17 protein-coding genes are annotated in these 26119 nt (G+C 64.7%); 5 read left to right on the plus strand and 12 right to left on the minus strand.

All coding sequences use genetic code 11. The annotated features are described in order from the left end of the window. Nucleotides 1–3: 3 nt before the first annotated feature. Nucleotides 4–756, minus strand: coding sequence for an SDR family oxidoreductase (locus tag PCE31107_RS10860; RefSeq protein WP_150608348.1), 753 nt, complete (start codon nucleotides 754–756; stop codon nucleotides 4–6). 187 nt (nucleotides 757–943) lie between these two features. Here PCE31107_RS10860 and pdxR point away from each other — a divergent pair, with 187 nt between their 5' ends. Beyond that, nucleotides 944–2485: a MocR-like pyridoxine biosynthesis transcription factor PdxR gene (gene pdxR, locus PCE31107_RS10865; RefSeq protein WP_150608350.1), complete on the plus strand. Its 1542-nt coding sequence runs from the start codon at nucleotides 944–946 to the stop codon at nucleotides 2483–2485. A gap of 61 nt (nucleotides 2486–2546) precedes the next feature. Here the strand turns inward: pdxR and PCE31107_RS10870 are convergent, their stop codons facing one another. Beyond that, nucleotides 2547–3572 carry a DNA-binding protein gene (locus tag PCE31107_RS10870; protein WP_150608352.1) on the minus strand — a complete coding sequence of 342 codons (1026 nt, stop codon included), beginning with the start codon at nucleotides 3570–3572 and terminating at the stop codon, nucleotides 2547–2549. A 177-nt stretch (nucleotides 3573–3749) separates the two neighbouring features. Between PCE31107_RS10870 and PCE31107_RS10875 the strand changes: the two genes are divergently transcribed. Then, complete coding sequence (locus tag PCE31107_RS10875) at nucleotides 3750–4871, plus strand: site-specific integrase (protein WP_150608501.1); 1122 nt, start codon at nucleotides 3750–3752, stop codon at nucleotides 4869–4871. A 168-nt stretch (nucleotides 4872–5039) separates the two neighbouring features. After that, on the plus strand, nucleotides 5040–6173 hold the full coding sequence (locus PCE31107_RS10880) for an NAD(P)H-dependent flavin oxidoreductase (protein WP_150608354.1): 1134 nt from the start codon (nucleotides 5040–5042) through the stop codon (nucleotides 6171–6173). Nucleotides 6174–6193: 20 nt separating this feature from the next. On the opposite strand, the gene PCE31107_RS10885 is transcribed toward PCE31107_RS10880, so the two are convergent. The 8 genes from PCE31107_RS10885 to PCE31107_RS10920 form a co-directional block, all read right to left on the minus strand. Next, nucleotides 6194–6916 (minus strand): ABC transporter ATP-binding protein, encoded by a 723-nt coding sequence (locus PCE31107_RS10885; RefSeq protein WP_130025881.1) that lies wholly within the window; start codon nucleotides 6914–6916, stop codon nucleotides 6194–6196. 73 nt (nucleotides 6917–6989) lie between these two features. After that, complete coding sequence (locus tag PCE31107_RS10890; RefSeq protein WP_150608503.1) at nucleotides 6990–8870, minus strand: branched-chain amino acid ABC transporter ATP-binding protein/permease; 1881 nt, start codon at nucleotides 8868–8870, stop codon at nucleotides 6990–6992. 110 nt (nucleotides 8871–8980) lie between these two features. Beyond that, the gene (locus tag PCE31107_RS10895) at nucleotides 8981–9859 is read right to left on the minus strand and encodes a branched-chain amino acid ABC transporter permease (protein ID WP_017234336.1); all 879 of its coding nucleotides are present in this window, start codon (nucleotides 9857–9859) and stop codon (nucleotides 8981–8983) included. Between the two features lie 228 nt (nucleotides 9860–10087). Continuing rightward, nucleotides 10088–11302: an ABC transporter substrate-binding protein gene (locus tag PCE31107_RS10900; protein ID WP_017234335.1), complete on the minus strand. Its 1215-nt coding sequence runs from the start codon at nucleotides 11300–11302 to the stop codon at nucleotides 10088–10090. Between the two features lie 391 nt (nucleotides 11303–11693). After that, entirely contained in the window at nucleotides 11694–15287 is a 3594-nt protein-coding gene (locus tag PCE31107_RS10905; RefSeq protein WP_150608357.1) for a DNA translocase FtsK, read from the minus strand. Nucleotides 15288–15406: 119 nt separating this feature from the next. Continuing rightward, complete coding sequence (locus tag PCE31107_RS10910; protein ID WP_150608359.1) at nucleotides 15407–16414, minus strand: hypothetical protein; 1008 nt, start codon at nucleotides 16412–16414, stop codon at nucleotides 15407–15409. A 491-nt stretch (nucleotides 16415–16905) separates the two neighbouring features. Then, the gene (locus tag PCE31107_RS10915) at nucleotides 16906–19923 is read right to left on the minus strand and encodes a putative bifunctional diguanylate cyclase/phosphodiesterase (protein ID WP_150608361.1); all 3018 of its coding nucleotides are present in this window, start codon (nucleotides 19921–19923) and stop codon (nucleotides 16906–16908) included. A 218-nt stretch (nucleotides 19924–20141) separates the two neighbouring features. Then, a complete protein-coding gene (locus PCE31107_RS10920) occupies nucleotides 20142–21014 on the minus strand; it encodes an N-acyl amino acid synthase FeeM domain-containing protein (RefSeq protein WP_150608363.1) in 873 nt (290 codons plus the stop codon). A 363-nt stretch (nucleotides 21015–21377) separates the two neighbouring features. Between PCE31107_RS10920 and PCE31107_RS10925 the strand changes: the two genes are divergently transcribed. Next, nucleotides 21378–21866: a MarR family winged helix-turn-helix transcriptional regulator gene (locus tag PCE31107_RS10925; RefSeq protein ID WP_130025876.1), complete on the plus strand. Its 489-nt coding sequence runs from the start codon at nucleotides 21378–21380 to the stop codon at nucleotides 21864–21866. A gap of 82 nt (nucleotides 21867–21948) precedes the next feature. Further along, nucleotides 21949–23502 carry an MDR family MFS transporter gene (locus tag PCE31107_RS10930; RefSeq protein ID WP_150608365.1) on the plus strand — a complete coding sequence of 518 codons (1554 nt, stop codon included), beginning with the start codon at nucleotides 21949–21951 and terminating at the stop codon, nucleotides 23500–23502. 7 nt (nucleotides 23503–23509) lie between these two features. Here the strand turns inward: PCE31107_RS10930 and PCE31107_RS10935 are convergent, their stop codons facing one another. Continuing rightward, complete coding sequence (locus tag PCE31107_RS10935) at nucleotides 23510–24316, minus strand: IclR family transcriptional regulator (protein ID WP_246181803.1); 807 nt, start codon at nucleotides 24314–24316, stop codon at nucleotides 23510–23512. Between the two features lie 168 nt (nucleotides 24317–24484). After that, nucleotides 24485–26119 (minus strand): AMP-binding protein, encoded by a 1635-nt coding sequence (locus PCE31107_RS10940; RefSeq protein WP_150608367.1) that lies wholly within the window; start codon nucleotides 26117–26119, stop codon nucleotides 24485–24487.

Genomic DNA, 26119 nt, shown 5'->3' on the forward strand with positions numbered 1-26119 from the left:
CTGTCAGCCTTGGCTCGTTTGGGCGAGCCATTGATCGAGGCTGATACGGCCGATCCGCGCGTCGCCGAGCGGGACAAGCGACAGTTCCTCGACGACGCCACCGTAATACCGAGCATTGCGGTCCGTCACCACGGGGCGGGCATCGCCCTTCGCGCTCAGATAGCGCGAAATGATCTGCGCGAGAGATGCACGGTCCGGACCAGCAATATCCATCGTCGCGTTCAGCGGCGCCGCAAGCGCGACTTGCGAGAGGATCTCGACGATGTCATCCACGGCGATCGGCTGGAACAGTCCGTCGCCGACGCGCACGTTGCCACCGTCCGTACTGAAATCCGCGATGCCGCCGATGAACTCCATGAACTGCGTGGCGCGCACAATCGTGTATGGCACGCCAGAGGCTTCGATCGCAGCCTCCTGCGCGACCTTGGCCGTGAAATACGCGTTCTCCGGCATGCGGTCAGTACCGACGATTGACAACGCGACATGATGGCGCACCCCCGCGGCCACCTCAGCCTTGCCGAGATTGCGCGCCGAGGTGCGGAAGAAGTCGAGCACCGCTTGCGGTTCCCATGACGGTGCGTTCGTGACATCCACCACGACATCCGCGCCGACGAGCGCGGCATCCAGACCTTCGCCGGTCACGGAATTGACGCCGGTGCGCGGGGACGCGGCGAGCACCTGATGGCCTGCCTGGCTGAGCAGGGTGACGAGACGTGAGCCGATCAGGCCCGAACCACCGATTACCACGATTTTCATGGCAGATTCTCCAAAGGGGTAACTGAACGCGCGAGACGCGTACTGAGCGTGGCATCGCGTGGAAGTGTCCTCGCCATGGCATTGCTTGAGGGCAGTATGTAACAATCATGTCGTAACAATAAGGGCCAAAAATCGTCGATATGACTAGTCCAAATCAACTTGGCCCGCCCTCATCCACGAGACACTCATGCCCGCACGAACGCCCGCCCTGGACATCCAGATAGATCGCCAGCGACCGCAGCCGATCTATCTGCAGATTTGTGAGCGTTTCAGGACGGCGATTGCCGCGGGGCATCTGCGTCCTGGAGATCGCGTGCCGGCACTTCGCAGCCTCTGCGCGCAGTTGAACACCGCTCGCGGCACCGTCGAACTGGCCTATACGATCCTTGTCGACGAGGGTTATCTGCAGATGCGCGGCGCGGCCGGCACGTTTGTTTCCCCGTCGCTGCCGCCGTCGATCATGCATTCGACTTACGGAACAGATCGCCAGACACCGCAAGGTGTGCCGCACACTGAAAGAGCGAACGTAGAAGGCGCCGACCCAGCGAAATCCTCAACCGCGTCACCGAGTCGACCGGCACTGCCCCACGTGGCCATCACTGTCGCCATGAGCGGCGAGCCACGACCGTTGCAGGCCGGGCAACCGGCGCTCGACGCGTTTCCCCGCAAGATATGGAGTCGACTGGTTTCGCTTCGTGTGCGCAGCGGCGATCGCGCGATGCTCTCCTGCCCGGATCCGATGGGCTACCGGCCGCTTCGAGAACGCATTGCCACCTATCTTGGTCTGTCTCGCGGTGTCACCTGTGTGCCCGAGCAAGTGTTCATAACCGGCGGCTACCGCGCGACGCTTGAACTCGTGTTGCGCAGTCTCGCGAAACCGAACGATCGCGTGTGGTTCGAAGAGCCCGGCTATCTGCTCGCGCGCGATTTTCTGTCCGAGTCCGGCATGCAGTTCGTCCCCGTGCCGGTCGACGATGAGGGGATCGACGTAGAGCGCGGCATACAACTGGACCCGGAAGCGCGCTTCGCCCTGGTCACGCCATCGCACCAGAGCCCGCTGGGTCACACCTTGTCGCTCGCAAGACGCCTGGCACTGCTGAATTGGGCCGAGAAAGCGTCTCGCTGGATCATCGAGGACGATTACGACAGCGAGTTCCGATATTCGGGCAGGCCATTGCCGGCGCTGAAGAGCCTCGATCGGCACGATCGCGTGATCTATTGCGGCACGCTCAGCAAGCTGATGTTCCCCGGCCTGCGGCTCGCTTACGCGGTCGTGCCGGAGCGTGCTGTGGAGCGCGTCGCGCGGGTGGCGTGCAGCATGAACACCGGTTCTCCAGCGCTATTGCAGGCGGCCGTGGCGGATTTCATGGCACAAGGCCATTTTGCGCGACATGTGAAGCGAATGCGCACGTTGTACGGACAGCGCCGCGTGTTGATCACGCAAGCGCTGGCACAGGCGTTCGGCGAGCGGCTGAGCCTCGATTTGCCACTCGGCGGTGTCCAGTTCGCGGTGAGATTCCCGGAAGGCCCGCACGGCCCGGTCGACGACGTTGCCGTTGCCGCCCGGGCCCGCGAGGCGGGACTTGCCGTGTTGCCCCTCTCGAGCTGGTATGCGAACGGGCATACACCGCGCACGCCGCGTGGCCTCGTACTTGGCTTCGCGAACGTCGCCGATGCCGAGGAAGCCGCCCGTCTCGCGCAAACGTTGCGCGCATGCCTGGACGACTGACTTGCTGAGCGACGGTTCGCCACAATGCCGACAAATCTCAGACACGCCCGCTACCCATGTGTCATGGTCGGCGTACGCGACGCAACACTGACGTTGTCGGCACGCCCGCATGGCTCACGCGACGCTTTCTTCCCGATAAGTTGCCGCGCCCGGACGATAACGTCATCGGCGCGGCCAGCATCGACTGATACGTTGCCGCCAATGCCTCCTGCGCGCTGACCTGCTCGCGCAGCCTCGCCACGACCGCATCCTGCAGTGCCTTCGCGGCCCGCATCGCGTGCTGCGCCTCGGTCATCGCCGCAAGCCCGGTTTCGGCATCCTGCAGCTGACGCTGCACGTGCTTGCGCTCTTGCTGAAGCGACTTGATCGACTCGCGCGCGGCGTCCAGTTCGAGCATCAAGCGGCGTTCGTTCGCTTCGGCACGCTCGCCAAGCCGGGTGCGCTCGACATCCCAATGAGACCGCTGTGCCGCGTGCTCCTCCTGAAGCGCGTGCATACGCTCGCGCGCCACCGACAGCGCCTGCCGCGATGCCACCGCATCGGCTTGCGCCTCGATCAGCAGCGCCTCGGCGCGCCGCGCCTGCGCCTGCGCTTCCTCCCTCGCCTGGCGAGCATCCGCAGCCGCCGTCTCAGCAGCGGCAATGCGCTCGTGGAGCACGGCCCGCGCCTGTTCCAGCGCCTCGCGATCCGCTGCCAGCTCGGCTTCGCGGGCGTCCAACACCGCGCGCCGCGCCGCTTCGTCTTCCGCCAGGGCAGCACGCCCCTCGTTCAACGCCAGCGCCCACAGATCGAGCGCGGCACGCGCGACCGATTCCGGCATCGTCACGCCATCCGGCAACCCGGGCGCGGCGGCCGTTGCGCCCTGCAAGCGCGCGCCAAGTCCGGCAAACCACGCATCCAGATAGGGACTCACGGTATTGGGCGAGCCACGGCCCAACTGCTGACGAATGCGTTCAATGGTCGGACGCTGCCCCGCCATCAGCAACGCATCGGCCGCCATCCAGACGTCGTGTTCCGAAATGCCTCGCCCACCTTGCCGGGGCAGCGGCGTGGCCATGGGAGATGTCATGGTTTGGGACGTCGTCATCGTGGAACGCTCCTGAAAATCGAAGGCATTGCTAAATAACCTATGATAATGGAAGATTATCGTGGGTTATTTGCCATATGAATTATATTAAATACATATTACATATGAAATCATATGTCCGGTGAAAAAATTACAGCGTCGAACCTATCGCCCGCCGAATCGGTGCCCAGCACAGTGATGGGAGGTGCGTCGGCCCTCGGCCTGCCCCCGCCGCGAAATCCAGCAACGCTCCATGACGACGCGCTCAACGCGGCACAATCGCTCGCCCGGGAAGGCGACTCGCAGAACACGCGTCAGAGCTATCAATCGGCCATGCGCTACTGGATGGGCTGGTATCGCCTGAGGTACGGGCAGGCGCTCGTCGCACCGCTGCCGGTCGCCGTGATCGTGCAGTTCGTGGTCGACCATGCGCTGCATCAAGGCAAGCAAGGTCTCAGGACCGAGATGCCCGACGCACTCGATGCCGCACTCGTCGCTCAAGGCCTCAAGGCCCGTGTGGGGCCACCGGCGCTCGCCACACTGTTCCACCGGTTGAGCGTCATCGCCAAGCTGCACACGTCGCACCACCTGCCGAACCCGTGCGCGGAACCGGCGGTGCGCGAACTGCTTGCCAAGACACGTCGTGCCTACGCAAAGCGTGGCGTTCGCACGGCAAAGAAAGAAGCACTCACGCGCGAGCCCTTGCGTGCGCTTCTGGCAACCTGCGACGACACCCTGCGCGGCAAGCGCGATCGCGCGCTATTGCTGTTCGCATGGGCGAGCGGCGGCCGCAGGCGCTCGGAAGTCGTACGGGCGACATGCGAGAACGTGCGGCGCAGCGGACCAGACCATTACGTCTACACGCTCGCTTGGTCGAAGACGAATCAACAGGGCGCAGACCTCCCTGAGAACGAAAAGCCGGTCACGGGTGCGGCGGCCGTGGCGCTCACGGATTGGCTGACGGCGGCGGACATCACGGAAGGGGCGATCTTTCGGCGCGTTCGACGCGGCGGACACGTGGGCGAACCGCTCTCCGAGGCCGCCGTGCGCGACATCGTGCGCGAGCGATGCGCACTCGCCGGTCTTGCGGGCGACTTCTCCGCCCACTCGCTGCGCGCCGGCTTCGTCACCGAGGCTGCGCTTCAGCAGGTGCCGCTGGCCGAAACCATGTCGATGACGGGACATACGAGCGTGGCGACCGTCATCGGCTATTTCAGGCGGGCCGATATGCAGCGCTCGCGCGCCGCCGATCTGATGGGCGCCGAGGAGACGCGCAAAACCCACGAAGGCCCCGACGAGCGTGCGGGCCCCGAAGCGTGACCCCGAAATGACGAACCAATGCCCCCCCCGCCGCTGCCGCGAGTGGTCGACATAAAGATACATTTTAGTGATATCTTTTGTCGCACCGGGCGTATGCCATAGTGAATCGACCCCCTGCTGCGACGGGTCCGGTTTCCCCCTACCGAACACTCAAAGGTGCAGATCGTCATGTCAAGCTCCACTACCTCGCAATCCCGCCATCGCGCACTCATCGAACGACTCGGCCTGTCGACGCCGATTGTTCAGGCCCCGATGGCTGGCACGTCCACGCCCGCCCTCGCGGCGGCCGTCTCCAACGCGGGCGGGCTCGGCTCGATCGGTGTTGCCGCGATGAATGCCGACGCCGCGCGCAAGGCCATTCACGATACGCGCGCGCTGACCCGCAAGCCGTTCAACGTCAACGTGTTCTGCCACGCGCCCGCCAAGCTCGACGCGTCGCGCGACGCCGCCTGGCTGGCCTATCTCGCCCCGGAGTTCGCGCGTTTCGACGCCGCGCCGCCGACCACGCTCGGCGAGATCTACAAGACCTTTGCGGCCGACGACGCCATGTTCGCCATGCTTCTGGAAGAACGACCGGCCGTAGTCAGCTTCCATTTCGGACTGCCGTCGCAGGAGAGAATCGATGCACTGCACGCTGCGGGCATCGTGCTGTTCGCCTCGGCGACGAACCTGGCGGAAGCCAAGGCGATCGAGGCCGCGGGCGTCGACGTTATCGTGGCACAAGGGTACGAGGCAGGCGGTCACCGTGGCCGCTTCGAAGATCTTGGCGATCGCGTCCCAACCGATGACGAACAACTGGGCACGCTGGCGCTGGTGCGGCTGATCGTTACGCACACGTCGGTGCCGGTGATTGCCGCGGGCGGCATCATGGACGGCGCGGGCATCGCAGCGGTGCTCGCGCTGGGTGCGCAGGCCGCTCAACTCGGGACCGCCTTTGTCGCATGCCCCGAATCGTCGGCCGATGCGGCCTACCGCGAACGGTTGACCGGCGGCGCTGCGCCGCGAACCGCATTGATTCGCGCAATTTCCGGGCGTCCGGCCCGCGGCTTCGTGAACCGCCTCTATGCGCTGGAGCAAGCAGCCGACCGCCCCGACCTGCCTGCCTATCCGGTGACGTATGACGCAGGCAAGGCGATCAACGCCGCCGCCAAGGCCAAGGGCAACAGCGATTACGCGGCCCAGTGGGCCGGTCAGGCGGCGCCGCTGGCTCGCGCCATGCCCGCCGCCGACCTCGTGGCCACGCTAAGGACCGAACTGCGCGAGACGTTCAACACGCTACGCGAGCTTTCCGCCACCTACTGAGCGAGGTACGCCGGCAAAGGTCAGTGACTGCCGCCGAGGTAGGCGGCGCGCACCTTGTCGTCGTTGCGCAGGTTTTCCGCCGGGCCGTGCACGGAAATCTGGCCGTTCTCCAGCACGTAGCCATAGTCGGCCACGGCCAACGCGGCCGCGGCGAACTGCTCCACGAGCAGCATCGTCACGCCCTCCGACTTCAGGTTGCTGATAATGCGGAAGACCTCGTCGACCAGGATCGGCGCCAGCCCCATCGACGGCTCGTCGAGCAATATGATGTCGGGGCGCAGCATCACCGCGCGGGCCATGGCGAGCATTTGCTGCTCGCCGCCCGACAGCGTGCCGGATAACTGATTGCGCCGCTCTTTCAGACGCGGGAACAGATCCATCGCGCGCTCCAGATCGGCCGCCACATCGCCGCGCGGGCGGCTCCCCGTCAGGCGCGGGAAGGCGCCCAGGCGCAGGTTGTCCATCACCGACATGGTCGAGAACACGCGTCGGCCTTCGGGGGAGTGCGCCAGGCCAAGCTTGGCGATGCGATGCGAGTCGAGTCCATCGATACGCTTGTCGCCGAGCGTGATTTCGCCCGCCATCGGCTTGATCATGCCGGACACGGCACGCATGGTCGTCGTCTTGCCCGCGCCGTTCGATCCGATGAGTGTGACGACCTGGCCGCTCGGCACATCGATGTCGATGCCGTGCAGCACCTGCACCTTGCCGTAGCCGGCTTGCAGATTACGAATGGAAAGCATAGTGGTTCCGTTTGTCCGTCGTGGCTGCGGCGCAGGGCATCGTCCCCGCCGTGCGCCGCATGCGCGAATGTCGTCAGTGCGCCGTCGATGCGCCGCCCAGATACGCTTCGATCACCTTCGGATCGGCCTGGATCTGCGCTGGCAGGCCCTCGGCGATTTTCTGTCCGAAGTCGAGCACGGAGACCGTCTGGCACGTGCTCATCACCACGTCCATGTGGTGCTCGATCAGGATGACCGTAATGCCGTGGTCGCGAATCTTGCGAATGATCGTGAGCAATTCACGAATGTCGGGGGCCGTCAGACCGGCGGCCGGCTCGTCAAGCAACAGCAGACGCGGATCGAGTGCCAGTGCGCGCGCGATTTCGAGCAGACGCTGCTTGCCGTATGGCAGGTTGCGCGCCTCCTCGTCAGCGAGCGACGCCAGCCCCACGAAGTCGAGCAGTCGCATCGCCCGCGCCCGTGCCGCCCCTTCCTCACGCTTGTAACGCGGCAGACGCAGCGATACATCGATCAGCGTCGCGCCGAACGTGTGATGTAAGCCAACGAGCACGTTTTCCAGTGCCGTCATTTCGCCGAACAACTGCACGTTCTGGAACGTACGGGCCACGCCCGAGAGCGCAATATCCGACGACGAACGCCCCGCGATCGACTGACCCGCGAACTCGATGCTGCCCGCCGTCGGCACGTAGATGCCCGTGAGCACGTTCATCATCGTGCTCTTGCCCGAGCCGTTCGGGCCGATCAACCCGTGAATCGTGCCGCGCTTCACACTCAGATCCACTTGATTGAGCGCTTTCAGACCGTCGAACTGCATGAGCAGCTGGCGCACGTTGAGCAGTTCCTCGGGACCGCCCGCCGCCGCTGTCAGGACCGGGTCGCGCTCGCCGTCGACCGACTCGTCGATTTGCGTGGCCGAGACGGTCAACGTGCGACGGCGATGCAGAATGCGCGAGCGCACGAAGCCGATGATGCCGTCCGGCAGGTAGTACACGACAAACAGAATCATCAGCCCGAAGATCGTCAGGCGCCAATCGGTGATGCTGTCGCGCCACCAGGTGACACCGGCCAAGGCCGCCGTCCCCACGATCGGCACCGCCGCCTTGGCGAGCGAGGTGCGCCCGCGGGCGATGGCGGTCACCGCCACGACGGCGGTCACCGCGGCGATGGCTGTCGCGACGATCCGGAAGGTGCCGATGTCGTCGAGCAATTGCGGCAACAAGACGACGATCGCCGCGCCTAGCAACGCGCCGCTGCGCGTCTTGCGCCCGCCCATGATGACGGCGAGCAGGAACAGGATCGTCAGCTCGAAGTTATACGTGTTCGGCGAGATGTACTGCTCCGAGTAGGCGTACAGACTGCCCGCCAGACCGGCGAAACCGGCGCTGATCACGAACGCATACACCTTGTAGCGATACACCGACACGCCCATGCAGTCCGACGCCACTGGTGAATCCCGCAACGCCTCGAAGGCGCGCCCGAGATGCGACTTGAGAATCCGGTGCGCCACAAGCATGCTCGCCAGCAGCAACGCGGCCACCAGCCAGTAGTACTCGGTCTCATCGATCGGATGCCCCCCAACGAGTGGCTTCGTGAGCGTGATGCCCATTGGCCCGTCGGTCAGGAAATCCATCTCGTTGATGAGAATCTGGATGATGGTGCCGAACGCGAGCGTCACCATCGCCAGATACGGGCCGATCACCCGCAGCGCGGGCAAGGCGAGCACGGCGCCGAACGCGGCCGTAATCAGGATGGCGCCCGGAAGCGCCAGCCAGAGCGTGAGTCCGAGCTTGGTGAAGAACACCCCCGCCACGTAGGCGCCGATGCCGAACAGGCCCGCATGGCCCAGCGACACCTGCCCGGTGTAACCCACGACGATGTCCAGCCCGAACAGCAGGATCGCGTAGATCATGATCGTCTCGATCATGTGGATGTAATAAGGATTGCCGATGGCCATCGGAAAACCGAACAGCGCAACGATGCCCACGATGGCAGCCAGCTTCGTGGTCACGCGCAGGCCGCCGAGATCGCGGGCCCCGCGTGCGGTGGAGGTCTGAGCGGTCATGGTTACACCTTCTTGATGGCGGTCTTGCCGAACAGGCCCGCCGGCTTCACGGCCAGCACGAGCAGCAGCAGTACGAGACCCGGCACGTCTTTGTAGCCGGTCGAAATGTAGAATGCGGTCGTCGTCTCGGCGATGCCGAGAATCACGCCACCCACGAGCATGCCCATCCCGCTCGAGAGCCCACCGATGATCGCCACGGCGAACGCCTTGAGCCCGAGCACCGCCCCCATCGTGGCGCCGGTGAGCGTCAGCGGGGCGACGAGCACGCCCGCGAAAGCGGCCGCCATGGACGACAGCGCATATGAGAAGGTGATGACCAGACTGGTGTTGATGCCCATGAGTCCGGCGGCGTCGCGGTCGTTGGACGTGGCCACCACCGCCTTGCCATAAATCGAGCGACGGTTGAAGAACTCGACGGCGGCCATCATGAGCAGCGCGCCGACCACAACGAGCAGTTCCATCGGCAACACGTTTGCGCCGAACAGGTGGATGGGCGACTCGGGCAGCGGCGAAGGAAACTTGAGATCGTCGCGTCCCCAAACGTTTTCCGCGACGTTACGAAAGATGATGCCCAACGCGATCGTCGACATGATCCAGCCGAACTCCGACTTGATCCGCAAGGCAGGCTTCACGCCGATGCGCTCGACCAGCGCCCCTTGCACGAGACCGAACAGGCAGACAATGGGGATCATCAGCCAGTAATTCAGACCCAAGGTATCGACCAGTGTCAGGCCAACCAGTGCGCCGAGCATCAGCGATTCGCCCTGGCCGAAGTTCAGCGTGCCGGACGTCGCGAACGTCAGTTGGTAACCGAAGGCGATCACGGCGTAGATCATCCCCAGCGCGATACCGCTGTAGATGAGTTGAATCAGGATGGTCATGCGGTCCTCTCTCGCGAGTGCGAGCCTACGAGCGATGCACGGGAGGTATTCGAGACGTGTGCCACGCGCCGGTCCCGAGTGCCGGTGCATGGCCCGGTTGAACAGACGGCGCGCGCGCTGCCCCCGGACACCCCGTTGCCAGGGGCCCGGATCACAAGCAACGCGCGCCGTTGTTCATCCGTCATGGCTGCAAAGCGCAACCGAAATGCCAGGGGGCGAGAGGGCGAGTTACTTCGCAGCCTTCTCGCGGACCTTGCTGCCCGCCTTCAGATCGCTGTCGTAGGCATACACGACACGGCCGCCCTTCACTTCACCCATCACCGGGATATTGGCGGTGATGGCGTCGTGATCGTCATGCGTGAACGGGTGATCGTAGGTCGTGACCACGCCGTCGACCGGCGCCTTCAGGTCTTCGAGCGCGGCGCGCACCTTCGGGCCGTCCGTGCTGCCGGCCTGCTTGATGGCTGCGGCCAGCAGGTAGACCGAGTCGTAGCCCTGCGCTGCCGACACCGCCGAGTCGATGCGGTTGTTCTTCGGCTTGAACATGGCCAGATACGCGTCGATGAAGGCTTTGCGCTTGGGCGTGTTGGGTTCCTGAATGAACGTTTGCGGCATACGGGCACCTTCGCCGTTCGCGCCCGAGTTGTCGATGTAGTTCGACATCGCGAGCGTCCAGCTACCGACCAGCGGCAGCTTCCAGCCGAGCTTGGCCATGCCGTTGGCGATCTGCGCCAGTTCCGGGCCAATACCGTACGTGAGGATGACGTCAGCGCCGGCCTGCTTGGCCTTGAGCAACTGAGCCGTCATATCGACGTCCTTGATGTTGAACTTCTCTTCAGCCACCGGCTTGATGCCCTTGGCGGCGAGCGCCTTTTCCAGATCCTCGCGTCCGAGCTGGCCGTAGTTGGTCGAGTCTGCGAGAATCGCCGGCTTCTTGAAGCCACGGCGCGTGATCGCCTCTTCCACGATCATCGGCGCCTGGATGCTGTCCTTGGCCGAGTTGCGGAAGACGTAGTTATCGGCGTACTGAGGCGGTTTGAATTGCTGGGTGATGATCGTACCCGTCGCCACGTTGTTGAACACCGGAATCTTGGCGTCTTGATAGAAACGCTGCGAGGCGAGCGCCACGCCGGTATTGATGAAGCCGACGGTCGCGACCACCTTTTCCTTGTTGATCAGTTCCTGCGCGACCTGCACGCCGCGCTCGTTCTTCGCTTCTTCGTCGCGCTCGACCAGCACGATCTGGCGGCCCAGCACGCCACCCGACTTGTTGATTTCCGACGCAGCGAGACGCACGCCGTCGCGCATGGAAACACCCATCGACGACGAGCCGCCGGTGAACGGGCCGGATACGCCAATCTTGATCGGATCGGCCGCCACAGCCATCGAGGCGGACAGGGCAAATGCCACGGCGCCAGCCATGACCTTGAATCGGAATTGCATAAGGGTCTCCTTCGGTGCGATGCGTTTCGATATGACGCTTTTCTGCTGCGATTTCCTGATGTCGCAGGCCCTGCCGTAGAATGCGCGACTCGCGAGTCGACTTCCCCCCGCCGCATCCCCCCGATGTCGTAATTCGTGTCAGGGCGATACCGTACCGCGCGCGTTGAACGACCAAGCTAGCGCGCCGATTATGTGTTCGCTGAGTTTTGCCCGCAAAGGCGGGAATACCCCTACGCTAGCGCGGGTATACGCGCTGCTATCGCCAATTGGCGCGGGTTTCCAAGGGGTTTGATGGCACGCGCCACGGGCGGCGCGTGTCCAGATATCGGCACGGAGTGCCAAAGAGTTCGACTCGGAGGGCGGGTCGTAAGGCAGGTGTAAGGGATGGCGATTAATCGCCCGGCGCAATCACTTCGCGCGCGCCGTTTCGCCCCATCGGACTGACGAGTCCAGCGGTTTCCATCTGCTCGATGAGACGGGCGGCGCGGTTGTAGCCGATGCGCAATTGCCGCTGCACCGCGGAGATCGAGGCGCGACGGGAATTCAGCACGAATGCCGCCGCGTCGTCGTAGAGCGGATCGGCCTCGGCATCGCCCGACGACTCGCCGAACAGATCGGCCGAAGCGGCCTCGCTCGGATCGCCTGCGAGGATCGCTTCGTCGTAGTCCGGCTCGCCATACTGCTGCCAGTGCTGGACGACGCGATGCACCTCGTCGTCGGCAACGAACGCGCCATGCACGCGCTGCGGATACCCCGTGCCCGGCGGCAGGAACAGCATGTCGCCCTGCCCCAGCAACGATTCCGCGCCCATCTGGTCGAGAATCGTGCGCGAATCGATCTTCGACGACACCTGAAAGGCCACCCGCGTCGGAATATTCGCCTTGATGAGGCCGGTAATGACGTCAACCGAAGGTCGCTGCGTCGCGAGAATCAGGTGAATGCCGGCCGCGCGCGCTTTCTGCGCCAGCCGAGCGATCAGTTCTTCGATCTTCTTGCCCGCCACCATCATGAGATCCGCCAACTCGTCGATGACCACGACGATGAATGGCAGACGATCCAGCGGCTCCGGTGCGTCCGGGGTGAGCGAGAACGGGTTGCGCACCTTCTCGCCCGCCGCGCGCGCGGCATCGATCTTCTCGTTGTATCCGGCCAGATTGCGCACGCCGAGCGCGGACATCAGCCGGTAACGCTTTTCCATCTCGCCCACGCACCAGTTCAGGGCATGCGCCGCCTGTTTCATGTCGGTCACGACCGGGGCAAGCAAGTGCGGAATGCCGCCGTAGACGGATAGCTCCAGCATCTTCGGATCGATCATGATGAGGCGCACGTCGTCCGGGGTTGCCTTGTAGAGCAACGACAGGATCATCGCGTTGACGGCCACCGACTTACCCGAGCCGGTCGTGCCCGCCACCAACAGGTGCGGTGCACGCGCCAGATCGGCCACGACGGGCTCCCCCGTGATGTCCTTGCCCATGGCGAGCGCAAGGTGCGAGCGATGGGTGTCGAACACGGGAGCGGTCAGGATTTCAGACAGGCGAATCATTTGCCGCTGCGCGTTGGGCAGTTCCAGCCCCATGCAGGTCTTGCCGGGAATCGTCTCGACCACGCGGATCGACGTCACGCCCAGCGCTCGCGCCAGATCCCGCACGAGTCCGACAACCTGCGCGCCGCGCACCCCCACCGCCGGCTCGACTTCGAAACGCGTGATGACCGGGCCGGCCGACGCGCCCACCACCGTGACCGGCACCTTGAATTCGGCCAGACGCTGCTCGATCAACTGGCTCACGGCCGCGAGCGCTTCGTCCGAAACTATATTGGCGACATCCAGCGACGTTACAGGCGAGAGCAGATCGAGCGGCGGCAAGTCGTAATCGATGACGACGCGTGGCGGCGCAAGTTCGTAGGGGGTGTTCCCCGAGAAGCTGGCCGCGCGCGACCCAGCCGTCGTCGCCATGCCGAACGGCGATGACGCGGCGAACGCCGGAATGGCAGGCACGGCGGCCGCGGGCGACGGCATCGTTGGCGTCAATGACGAGGTGGCTTCGTCGTGCGTCAACGGTGCGTAGGTGGGATGGCCTGGATGGCCGGGATGGGGAGACGCTTCGGCGCGCGCCCAGCTGCCGTCGGCACGCAAGACATAATGCGGCTTCGACGCGGACGCTTCGGCCTCCAGCGCGTCGGGTACGCCTACGGATGCAGCGTCCTCTGCCGAGTAGCCCGGTTCGTCGCGCGTGGCGTTGTGTGGCACATCGGAAGGTACATCGATCGGTACGTCGTTAGGTACATCGAAAGCCTCGACGCTGGCCAACACATCCGCAAAGACGAACGGACGATGTGGCGGCGAGAACGCATGGGCAGAAGGCGAAACGGGTGCGAACGGCGCTGCAGCGATCATGTCGACGCCCCCGGCGGCCGGTGGCGATGGGTCGGTCGCGGCCGACTGCGGCATGGCTTGCGCCATGGCGACAGGTTCGACGGCGTTCGTCGCGTCCGTGCTCAAGCGTTCCTCGTCCATCACGACGCTTTCCCGGCGATCGACGGTGGTCGCCGGATACACCGATGCCAACGCGGGCGCACCAGCGGCCTGCGCCGTGTCGGATGCTGTCCATTGACGTAAGTCGCGAAGCAACGCTTGTGCCTCGTCGCGCAGCACGGCCAAGGCCTGCACGCGCGCCTGTTCGGCGGCACGCGCGGCCGCTTGTTGGGCCAGCACATCAGAGGTGGGCGCGGGCGGCAAGGCTTCGAAGGCGGGTGCGTCAACGTCCTTCGCCGACAAATCGACGGGCGAAAATGCGGAGATGGCGGCGCAAAGCGGTGAGGCAGCATCGGTCGCGGACCAGGACGCGGCCCCCTGCATTGCAGGCGCCGCCGGGCGAGGCGCGACAGCGCCCGACGCCGCAACGTTGGCCGACGTGTCGGAGATCGCCGGCGTCCCGGCATCCGCCGGAGACGACGCGACAGGCGGCGCCCCCCGTGGCGGCATTTCTTCAAGCCCGAGCTGCGGCTTGCGGAACGGGCTATGCACGATCGTGCCGCGCAGATGGGCGGGCGCGACGCCCACGGGGCGGCGATATCCCGTCGCCCCCGGAATTGGCGTCGAATTCAGTGGATCGGCGGACGTAGGCGGCTTCGCGGGCATGGCTGCCTTGGTTGCCGTGAGCGGCGCAGCAACACTAGAGGGAGCGGTCGACACAACGGATGTCGCGGTTCTGACCGACGCCGCAGACACGGGAGCCCCGCTCGCCCTCGCGGTCGCTGCGGCGGCGACGGTGGCAGCAACGGCGGTCCCTGCACGTCCCACCGAGGCACCCTTGCCTGTCGGACGAAGTCGCGCGCCATTCGCAAACGACGGCTCGGTGCGCGGCGCACCCCGTACCCTCAACGGCGGCGGTCGCATGGCGTCGAGCCGCGCGCGCTCCTCGTCGGACAACTTCCAGCGCGGCTGTGCCGCCAGACCACGGCGGCGCGGCAACGGGTCTTCCCTCAGGCTGCCGACATCGTGATGCCCTTGTCCGAGCGTGGGCGTAAATCGCTCACCACGCTCACTCGAGTCGAACGACATGTGCGAGAGACCCCGCGCCGGCTCGCGGGCGGTCCCATCGAAACGCGATTCGTAGGCGGGCGACTCGGTATCGTCGTCGGACGATTTGCCGCGCGCGAACATGCCCCACCAAGTGGTGCCGAAGACCAACGGAAGGGAAAAGAGCAGGACGAAGCTCGCCACGCCCATCGCGAGCGTACCGCCCAACGCGACGTGCAAGCCGTGAGACAGGGATTGGCCGACGCTGCCACCCGCGGTGTTGCCTTCCCCGCCCGTCAGCGCGGCGAGCGTGGCACTCGATCCGATCGCGAGCGGTATACCGAGCAGCATGCGCAGCGTGCCGGGGCCGAAGATTCGTATCTCACCGCCAAGCAGACCCCGCACGCCAGGCCAGCACAACGCCAGCAACCAAAACGTCGACAGTCCGAACCAGCCAAACCCCATAATCGCTCGTGCTTCAGGAAAACCCGGAGTGCGATTGTAGCAGGTAGACCACCGTGCGGAGGCCCTCTCGGCAAGGACTTTCGCGCATCGGCTGGCGTGGGCGCCGCGCGTGTCAGACGTTACGGCCGACCGTGCGTGCCGGTCGAGCGCCAAGTCGGCATGCTGCCGAGACCGGCGCTCTCGCCGCTGGCGTCCGGCACGACCAGACTCAGGTTCCGGCGACGCAGCGCGCGCCAGTCGACTTTGGCGAAGATGTCGTCCCCCAGCGCGCTCGCGTGCGACAGGTTCTCGACGCGCACACCGCGTGCGCGCAAGACCGCCGCCGCGTGGCGGAACGACGGTTCGATCAGGCTGGAGAACTCCACATCCAACCGCGTCGGCGCACGCGTTTGCAGGGTCTCGTAGAACCGTGGCGTCTGCGCGGCGTCGCGCAAGTCGACCCCATGCAGATACAATTCGGTGAAGCCCAGCCACGTCGCCACCTGGAGTGCAAAATACGCCACGGTGCCACCGTGGAAGAAGCCCTGGTCGAGATCGAAGCTGTACCCGAGACGGCCCTGCTCGCCCTGGAACGCCGCGCTTGCCGCGACCTGCGGATTTGCACGCAGGGCTTCGGGGGTCCTGGCCGCCTCCATCCCGCGCTTGAAAATATCGTCGACAAGATAGAAGCGGCACCCGAACGCCGACGCCGGGAATGTGTCCAGCAGACGGGCGAGCACGACGGGCGTGACAAACAACACCAGATCGCGCGCCACGACGCGGCGCGCCAGGTCCGGACGCTGACGCACGAAACCGGCGTCGAGAATGCAGTAAAAATTGAATTTGACCGGCGCGTGGTCGGTCAGCGCGATGGCCCCATTCACGCCCATGACGTGATGCATCGGCAGCGCTGCGTAATCGATATCGGCAACCGACGGTCCGCTGGCGATGATGTGGCACGGCAAGCGGCGCAGGCGCTGCAATTCGGCGCGCCGAACGAGTGGTACCCGGCGCGAGCGCCACGTAAAGCGCTCGATGGCTCCCATGGCGTCGCGCTCGATGCGCGCGTGCGGCCAGAGGCGTTCGTTGTGCCGCCACTTCGCCGTATGGCTGTAGCGGTAGACGAGTTTGAGAAACGTCGAAATCATTGTCGTTGTTTTGGCTAGGTCCTACGGTTGCGCCGCGCGCATCTCGTGAATGTGCGCGGTCCTAACCCCGTTGCATATCGCGTGCCTGTCATGTGCCGAACGCCGATGCGCCGCATTGCAGTCCGCGTCATGCCCCACCCACGGATACGGTTCACCGGCGCATGGAGGATGCGCTCCACCACGTCGATGCGTTGATTCTGCCACCCGGTCTTTACCGGGGACAAGATTTATTCCAATTGGAATTCTTACTTCGGGTTACGTTTTGATGACGCCCCGAAAAAAATGACTTGACGCGGAAACGCCCGATTCATGAGGGTTTCCGGCATATTGGGCACTGCGGATCGAGTGCCGCGCGGGATTCGCGCGGGCAATACAGTATTGCGAAAAATACAGATAATTCGCACGACAAATCGGCAACTGATGCGACTTTTGTCGGCCAACGGACGCACCTCGCCGACGGGTTGTCGAAGCGTCGCGTAGGGAGAATCGAATCAGTGCAATGCCGAGTTGCTGCGATGACGCGGGTAGTACGCATCCCCCAACTCGAGCAGCAATGACGCCAGTTGCGGATCGCGAACGAAACTGACGGCCGAGTCGGCAGCCAGGATAGCCTCGGGCGTTTGCGGGCGCGCAATCAGAAAGCCTTGCACGTAGTCGACCCCCAGCTCCGACAAGGCTTCGAGCGTTGCGGTGTCTTCCACCCACTCCGCCACACTGCGAATCCCGAGATTCTTCGCCAGCGCCACAATCGCTTCGACAATCGCCAGATTGGCCGGATGCGCCGCCATGCTTTTCACGAACGCGCCGTCGATCTTGATGGCGTCGACCGCCAGATCCTTCAGGTATGAGAAAGAACTGAAGCCCGCACCGAAGTCGTCGAGCGCGATGCGCCCGCCCAGTTGGTGAATCCGATCGACAAAGCGACGCGTATTGTCGAGATCGTGCAGTGCCACGGTTTCCGTGATCTCGATGCACAGCAACCCGACGGCACGCTCATGGGCCGCCAGCGTGGTGAAGATGTCCCGAATGAAATGTTCGTCGTTGAGCGACGCCCCCGACAGATTGACGCACACAAACCGTGTTTTTGCGAGACGGTCGCGGTTCAGGTCGATCCAGGCGAGCGTATTCGTCAGTACCCATTTATCGATCATGCCGATGCTGCCGTTCTCCTCGGCCGCGCTGATGACACGCGAGGCCGGTACGATATTGCCGTCGGAATCGCGCATGCGCAGCAGCACCTCGAAGTTGAGCGACTCGCCGGGCGACGCCATCTCCATGATCGGCTGCATCTCGAGAAACAGGGTGTTGGGCGTGAGTCCCGCGTCGAGCGCATCGATCAACCGCAATTCGGCAAGGCGCTCACGAAATGCCGCCGCCCCGCGCTCGTAGACCACCAACTCTCGGCGGCTCTTCTTGGCTTCGCGACAGGCGCGGTCGGCCGACGAAATCGCGTCAGGCACCCGCATATCGGTCGTCAGCTCGATGACCCCGGCCGACGCGCGCACCTGAAACGCGCGCTCCCCGATCTGATAAGGCTCGCCGCAAATCGCGTCGACCAGACGGCGCGCCACGGCGGCCGCCTCCTTGATCGTCGCATCGCGAAACACCACGATGAACTCGTCGCCGCCCGTGCGCCCCACGCTCTGATCCGTCGACAGGCGTGCTCGCATCCGATCGCATGCCTGGCGCAGCACCTCATCGCCCGCCGCATGACCGAAGAGATCGTTGACTAGCTTGAACCGATCCAGATCCAGATAGGCCAATGCCGCCGGCCGGGCGTCGGATAAGGTACGGATCGCCTCGGCCAGCGCCTTTTCGATGCCGCGCCGGTTCGAGACGCCGGTGAGCGGGTCGTTCTCCGCCAGATAGCGCAATTGCTCCATCGTGCGAGCCCGTTCGGTGATGTCCTGCAACGAGCCTTCGATTCGTCCTGCAGAGAAAATAGCCTTGACGAGATAGCGGCTGGTGCGGCCGTCGTCGCGGGGCAGGGAGAGAATTTCGAGTTCCGATTCCTCGCTGTGCTGCGCGACGTCGAGCAGCATGCGCCAGGTGCTCTGGCCGAAGAACTGGTCCCAGCGGAACGTTCGCCCTTCGGTATTGGGAATGCCCAGCATGGTGTGCAACGCCGCGTTGCCACGAACGAAAATACCCTGATCGTCGAGGGTGAACAGACCGACAGGCGTCACATCGTAGGCGTTGCGCAGTTCGGTCTGGGCTTCGAGCTTGCCCTGGTGCTCGGCCCGCATCTGCTCGGCAATGGCCAGCGCCGCCATGAGGCTCGAGAACAGCGCCGCGGTCACGCTGTTGAACGCCGTCGCCAACGCGCGCGCATTGAACGCGGCGGCGATCACTTCGGAAAACGTGGCAAACAGGACGATGGACAGCGACGCGCTGTACCACATCGCGACCCGCGAGCGCGTCAGCACGAGAATGCGGGTCAGCAGCATCAGGACGATGGCGATGCCCAGGGCGGCCACCACCCACAGCACGGGGATGAAATGCGCATACGGCAATGCGATGGCCGCGCAGCAGAGCACCACGCCGGCCCATTGCAGCACCATCACCATCCACCGCCAGCCGATGCGGCGCAACTCCCGCTTGAAGAGCTGCGTGAACAGTGAATACGTCAGCACGTAGTAGATGGCGAATGTCGCCTTGCGCACCAGGGCGTCAAGGTCGGTCGGAATGGCGCGTTCCAGCCATTGCGTGTCGGCCCCGAGCGAGTTCGCCGCGAGCCGCAAGTTGCCGATCAGCCACGCCGCGAACAGGACGTAGAGCCATTCCTTGTTGATGATGGCGGTGACGAGCACGAATGCCGAAAGCGTCAACAGCCCGCCTTCGAGCAAGCCGTTGCTGCGATGGAACTCCCTTTCGGAGACATTCAGTTCGGACGCCGGCCAGGCTACCAGCGTGAGATGCGCCGGCCCGGAGAATGTGCCCTCGCAGAGGAGCGTCACCGGCGCGACGAGTTGCCCGAGATCGATCGCAAAGCCCGCTTTCGACATTCGGATCGCCCCGCGCACGGCGCTGCGGTCCGCGCGTCCGATGGCCGGGGCGTCGGGGTTGCGCCAGCAGATCAGCGTTTGCGCATGGCGCGAGGGAAATTCGATGACCGTATGTTGGGCGGCGCCCACGGGCGGCACGGTGACCCGGAACCACACCGGCGCCTCCGACAGATGCGTGCTGAACTGCCGAACGGCGGGCGCGCGTTCAAGGACGCCCTGCACCATCGGCGGGCCGAACGTCGCGGGTACATCGCCTTTCGCCTGAAAGGTCAACGATGTTTCACCCCGCACGGCGTACTGGCTCTCCTGGAACATCAGCACCAGGCCCGAGAGCAGCATGATGGCAGCGGGCACGGCGTACAGCGAAATCGTGCGAAAAAGCTCGTCGAGCCGCGCGCTCACGCGCCAACGGCGCCGCGAACCGGAAAGTTCCGCCAACTCGTCGGCGAAATCGATCGAATTGCGGCTGTAATCGTCACGCTCGTTGCCGAGTTCCCCCGCCATAGAAACCTTAAGCCCTTATCTTGTTGGTCGCCCCCGCGATCTTCGCCGGGCAAGGCGTACCCCTCGGCACGCCCTGCCGGCCGGGCCGGTCCTGGCCCGTGCGACCCCGATGCAGGCCGACACGGGCAGGTCTCTTTTGCCCGTCTTGCGCGTTATCGCCATCGCCGAAAAAACCGAATGCGGCAGGCGACGGGATAACGTTAGTTCGAATAACGGCATTACACCGACAAGCTGAAGCCTGATGCATCGCATCGTACCGCGTCGCCAGCAAAAGATAAATCCCGCAAATGCGCGCCAACACTGGCTTCGCCCGATGACGCCCGGACAACGTCCTGCATTCCCGGCACCCCCAGCCGCAGGTCGGGATGATGGGTGAGGCACATATAGGCGAACAAAGGATGCTCCGCCGCCTGCCAACGCGTGCGTGCCTGCGCCACGTCCAGCGCCAGCACGCGGTGTCCGATGCCGCCGACGTGTGCCATCGGGATCAGGGCTTGCGACGGGAACACGTCGATAAACATCAGGGCTTCATACTGCCGATGCAGCGGCGGACGCGCCGTAATCACCATCCAGTCGACAGCGGACAGCAGGCAATACTGATAGAAGGCCTTGAACAGCGCCGTCTTGACGACACGTCCGGCCGGCCCGGCCACCACGCCCAGACGCGTCGCCTCGGCCAACGCGGCGCTGTCCAGCCACTGGGGCAACGGCGCCGAGTCCTCGAGATGCAACGGCTGGTAACGGTTGGTCTGGATACGCATCGTGCCAAGGACCGCGCCGTCGAGCCGAGCGCGCGCCACGAGCACGATGGCCCCCGGCTCGCGGTCGCTGGGCTCCGGCTCGCTCAACGTGGCGGCCAGATCGGGAAGGTGGCGGCCGTAGGCGGCCTGACGCATGGCGGCGGCGTCGCGCAACGCTGCGTCGTCGCTCGCGATGGTGACGATGAAGGGCAGACGCTCTTCTCGCATCGCATCGAGATCGGCCGCCGGGGCGCGCACCGCAGCCGGCAACGACGTGGGACGGCGCTGGCCGGACGACAGGTCGGCCGGGGTGATGGACAGGACATCCGAGGCTTGGGCGAGGTCAAACATGATTGATACTCCTTAAGGTCAATAGAGGATGAGTGCCATGCACGGGCGTGCTCGCCGATACATCGCACATATCCTTTCTTGATCCGCCAAGGCGAAGTGTCAAGTGCTTATTTTTCTTGGCTTTTTCAGATTTTCACGGGCGGCGCAACAGCGTCTGTCCGGGGATCGTGCCCACCGCCCGCGAACCCGCGTCACACCGGGCGAAACCGGCCGACCGCATTTCGGCGCCTTCTGCCGTCCGGTATGGGTGTCACCTATTTGCGACAGTTGCAGTCCGAAGAAAGAGTCTGGCAAAATGATAAACCTGTTTACTAATTGATCTTGCCGGGACGCCCCGAAGGCGACCCCGGCGCACCTTCCGATATGCCGAAAATCGATTGGTCTTCCCGTTTCGGCACGCTGGTACATGACGTCGCGCGCGTTCATTCGCGCTTGTTCGACCGGCGTGCCCGCGGCAACTTCGACCTCACGCGTGCGCAATGCCGCGTGCTGGTCATGTTGCATCGCTATGGGGTCCAGACACAGGCCGAATTGGCCGAACGCATGGAGTTGACGCCAATGGCGCTGGTGAGACTGCTGGACCGGCTCAGGGACAAGGGGCTCGTGCGGCGCGAACGGGATCCGAACGACAAACGCGCGCAGCTGCTCTATCTGACGGAGGCCTCGGAGGCCAAGATCGACATGATCGTCGCATTCGCCAATGCGACCGAACGCGAAGCGCTGGCCGACCTCACGCCGGCTGAACGGACCGAACTGTCGCGCTTGCTGGGCAAGGTGCTGACGAATCTGACGCGCGCCGAAGCCGAATGCCCGTCACCGGGGCGTCGCGGCGAGGAGACAGCACCGGAGTGACCCGCCGGCGCGAGAGACAACGCGTGCGACGGATCGATGCGTCGTACCGCCATCACGATAACCATCACGATCCAGCAAAGGAATGACCGTGCCATCCCCCCAAACAGCTGACGATCCGGGCAAGCATCGCGCGCTCGTCAGCCTGTCCGTCATGCTCGCGACGGTGTTGCAGACACTCGACAGCACCATCGCCAACGTGGCACTCCCCCACATGCAGGGCAGTCTTTCCGCCTCGCAGGACTCCATCACCTGGGTATTGACGTCCTATATCGTGGCGGCCGCCATCGCCACGCCGCTTACCGGCACGCTCTGTGCGCGCTTCGGGCGCCGGCGCGTGTTCCTGTGGTCCGTCGCCGGCTTCACGATCGCCTCGGCCTTGTGCGGCATGGCGCATTCGCTCACGGAAATCGTGGCCGCACGGCTGTTCCAGGGGATTTGCGGCGCGGCGCTCGTGCCGCTGTCGCAGGCGACCATGCTCGACATCAACCCGCCGCACAAGCACGGTTCGGCGATGGCGGTGTTCGGCATGGGCGTGATGGTCGGGCCGATTCTCGGCCCGTCGCTCGGCGGCTGGCTTACCGACAGCTACAACTGGCGCTGGGTGTTCTACATCAACCTGCCCATTGGGTTGATCGCGTTTCTCGGCATTGCCGCCTATCTGAAAGAGCCACCGGAGCAGAAGGCCGGGAAGTTCGATGCGCTGGGCTTCGTCACGCTCAGTCTGGCCATCGGCCTGCTGCAATTGCTGCTAGACCGTGGGGAACAGCAGGATTGGCTGAACGCCACAGAGATCTGGCTGGAAATGCTCGGCGCCATCATCTGCTTTGCGTACTTCGTCGTCCATACATGGACGGCCGGCGAGCATTCGTTCTTCGACCGCGCGTTGCTGCGCGACCGGAACTTCAACACGGGTGTCGTCTACATCTTCGTCGTCGGCATCATTCTTTACGCCACGCGCGCCCTGCTCCCGCCGATGCTGCAAAGTCTGTTCGGCTACCCCGCGATTCTCACCGGGCTGGTGACGGCGCCCTCCGGCGCGGGGACCATGGCCGCCATGCTGATCGTCGGACGCCTGGTCGGCAAGGTCGACGTTCGCTACCTGCTGGGTTTCGGTTTCGCACTGACCGCCTATTCGCTGTATCTGATGGCCGGTTACTCGCTCACGCTGCAGCCGTCGGACATCGTCTGGCCGGGGGTCATTCAGGGCTTCGGTCTCGGCTTCGTCTTCGTGCCCCTCACCACGGTCACGTTTGCCACGCTCGCCGGCACGCTGCGCGCGGACGGCGCCGCCATCTACAGCCTGTCGCGCAACATCGGCAGCAGTATCGGTATCTCGGTCGTGCAGACGCTGCTCACCCAGAACACCCAGCTCAACCATGCGGTGCTCTCGGAGCGCATTACGCCGTTTGCACAAGGCGTGGAGGCTTACGTGCAGACGTACGGTGCCGCGGCGATGGCCGCCCTGAATGCGGAGGTCACGCGACAGGCGGCGATGATCGCTTACCTGGACGACTTCCGGCTCATGATGGCGCTCACGATCGCCGTCATGCCGCTGCTGCTCTTCATTCGGCTGAAAAAGCGCGCCCCCGGCGAGATCGACAAGCACGACGAGATCGTGCACGTGGCGGCCGACTGACGCGGCGTCAGCTCTCCTGGCGCCGCCGGGCCGACAACGCGCCGGCCGTCTGGATCACGAGGTCGGCGAAGCGCCGTTCGTCGCGTTCGGCGTTCCACCGCACGCGCGGCACGGCAATGTTGATCGCCCCAATGGCCCGGCCGTCCTGGTTCACCACGGCCGCCGCCGTCGAAATGTCGCCCATGAAGAATTCGTCTTCCGTGTGCGCATATCCCTGCTTGCGAATGCGCGCGAGCCGTTCCTTGATCTTGCGCGGCTGCGCCACGGTCGCCGGCGTGAACTGCACGAGATTCGTGCGCGCGAGAATGTCGTCGACCTCGGCATCGTCGAGCGTCGCCAGCAACGCCAGCCCGGGTGCCGTGCAATAGGCCGGCAGACGCGAGCCAACGATGACATTCGCATTGAACACGCTGCGGCTCACAATACGCAGCACGAACACAATGTCCGTGTCGAGCCGCACCGTCAGGTTCGTCGCCTCCTCGGTTTCCGCAGCGAGTTGCTGAAGATACGGAGCGGCGCGGCTCACCAGTTCGTTCGAGACGAGGTAGTGATAGGTGAAGTCCAGCAGCTTCGGCGAGAGTTCGTACTTCTTGCTCTGCGCGTCCTTGAGCAGATAGCCCAACGCCGAGAGCGTAAAGGTGAAGCGCTGCGCCGCGCTGATGTCCAGCCCCGTGGCCGAGGCGATTTCCGAAAGCGACAGATGGCGCTTCGACCCGTCGAACGCCGTCAGCACCTTCATCGCCTTCTCCACGGACTGCACGTAAAGCGTGGATTCGGTCGATGGGGCGGGAGCAGCAGCTATCTCGCTGGCGATTGCCGCTTTGGCGCGGGTGCGGGGTGTCTTGGTGGTGGCCACGATATCGAGGAAATGGGGCAGGCAGGGACGAATTATCTCATAAAAATAACAGTCTATCTTATACCGATAACACAAGAATCACCGTCATCATCGCCGCGCAGGTGACGACCGCCCTGCCCTCACGGGTTACGTTGCCACCGTCACCTCCCACGCCTGCGAGGTATCGCGCGAGAGAAGATGCTTACGAATGCGCTCCGAAGGCGTCGTTTCGAAACCTTCGGTGGCGCGATAGTAACGCGGCCGCTGGTAGCTGGCGAGTTTGTCGGCGGCCCATTGCGCGAGTACCGTCCAGTCGAGTGCCTGGCCGTCGCGGAACTGGACGTAAAGCATCACATCCTGCTCTCCGATGTCGCTCGCCACGCCGATGGCGGCACAGGCCACCACCGCCGGATGTCGCGCAAACACACGCTCGATTTCCCAGGCCGACACGTTCTCGCCGCGCACCCGCATGCTGTCCGTGCGCCGGCCGATGAAGACCAGGCTGCCGTCGGGGCCACGTCGCGCACTGTCGCCCGTGAAAAGCTTGCCGTCGCGCAACGCCTTCGACGTGGCTTCCGGATTGTCGAGATAGCCCGGCAGGAAGACGCCTTCCACGTCGCTCGACAGCACGATCTCACCGGGTTCGCCGTCGGGCACGGGCTGTCCCGCGTCGTCGAGCAACGCCAGCGTCAGCCACGGCAGGGCGTGACCGATGGCACCCGGCACATCCGCGTCGTTGAGGGTGGCGAAGCTTGAACACTCCGTCATCCCGTAGCATTCGCGCAACTCGCATTGCAGCCGCTCTCGTGTGGCTTGCCAGGTGCTCGCCGACACGCCCGCGCCCCACGCCACGCGCAACGAGTTCTGCGCCGGCTGGGCCTCGCGCGGCAGTTGCATGAGGATGTCGAGGATGCCGCCGAGATAGTGCAGATGCGTGGCCTGCGCAGCGGTGCATTGCTGCCAGAAGCGGCTGGCCGAGAATCGCTCCACCACGTGCATCTCGACATCGGCGAGAAAGGGCAGCAGCAGCATCTGGGCACCGCCGATATGGCACAGCGGCTCCCACAGAAACAGCCGGTCGCCGTCGTGTGCGTCGGCCACGCGCAGCGCCGCCTCACTGGCGACGCGCATCATGCGGTGCGTGAACAGCACCCCCTTGGGCGCGCCGGTGGTGCCCGACGTGTAGATGATGCACAGCACCGACGCGGGCGTGAGCTCCGCCGCCGCCGGCGCGCTACCCATGTACGCGGCGGCCTGGGTCATGACGTCCGCGAGCCAGTGACGCACGACGCGCGTCCCGTGGTGCCCCGGCTGCTGTGCCGCGAGGGTGGCACCGGCGTCGAGCACGTCGGCGAAGGCCGGTTCGGCAATGAGCAGCGTCGGCTTGGCGTGGCCGAGCAGGTATTCGATACCGTCGCCCTTCAGGCGCGTGTTGACGGGCACCCACACCAGACCGGAAAGCATGAGCGCGTAGATCAACGCCACCTGCGCCGCACTGTTGCCCAGCATCACTGCCACGCGGTCGCCCGGCACGAGGCCTTGCGCGGCAAGCCAGCCCTGCATGGCACCCACGCGCGCGGCCATCTGGGCCCGGTCGATGGCTTCACCCTCGAACACGACGACCGGCTTGGCCGACGTGCCGTGGAGCCCGGCCAAGAGCAGCGGTACGACATCGAGCCGGTCGCCCTCGGCCCGCTGGGGAAAGTACTTCGTATAAGGATGCACGGAAGAAAGCGTCTGCGCATTCACCGGCGCGACTCGGGCAACGTTGGACATAGACAT

The organism is Pandoraea cepalis, assembly GCF_902459625.1.
GTDB classification, from domain to species: domain Bacteria; phylum Pseudomonadota; class Gammaproteobacteria; order Burkholderiales; family Burkholderiaceae; genus Pandoraea; species Pandoraea cepalis.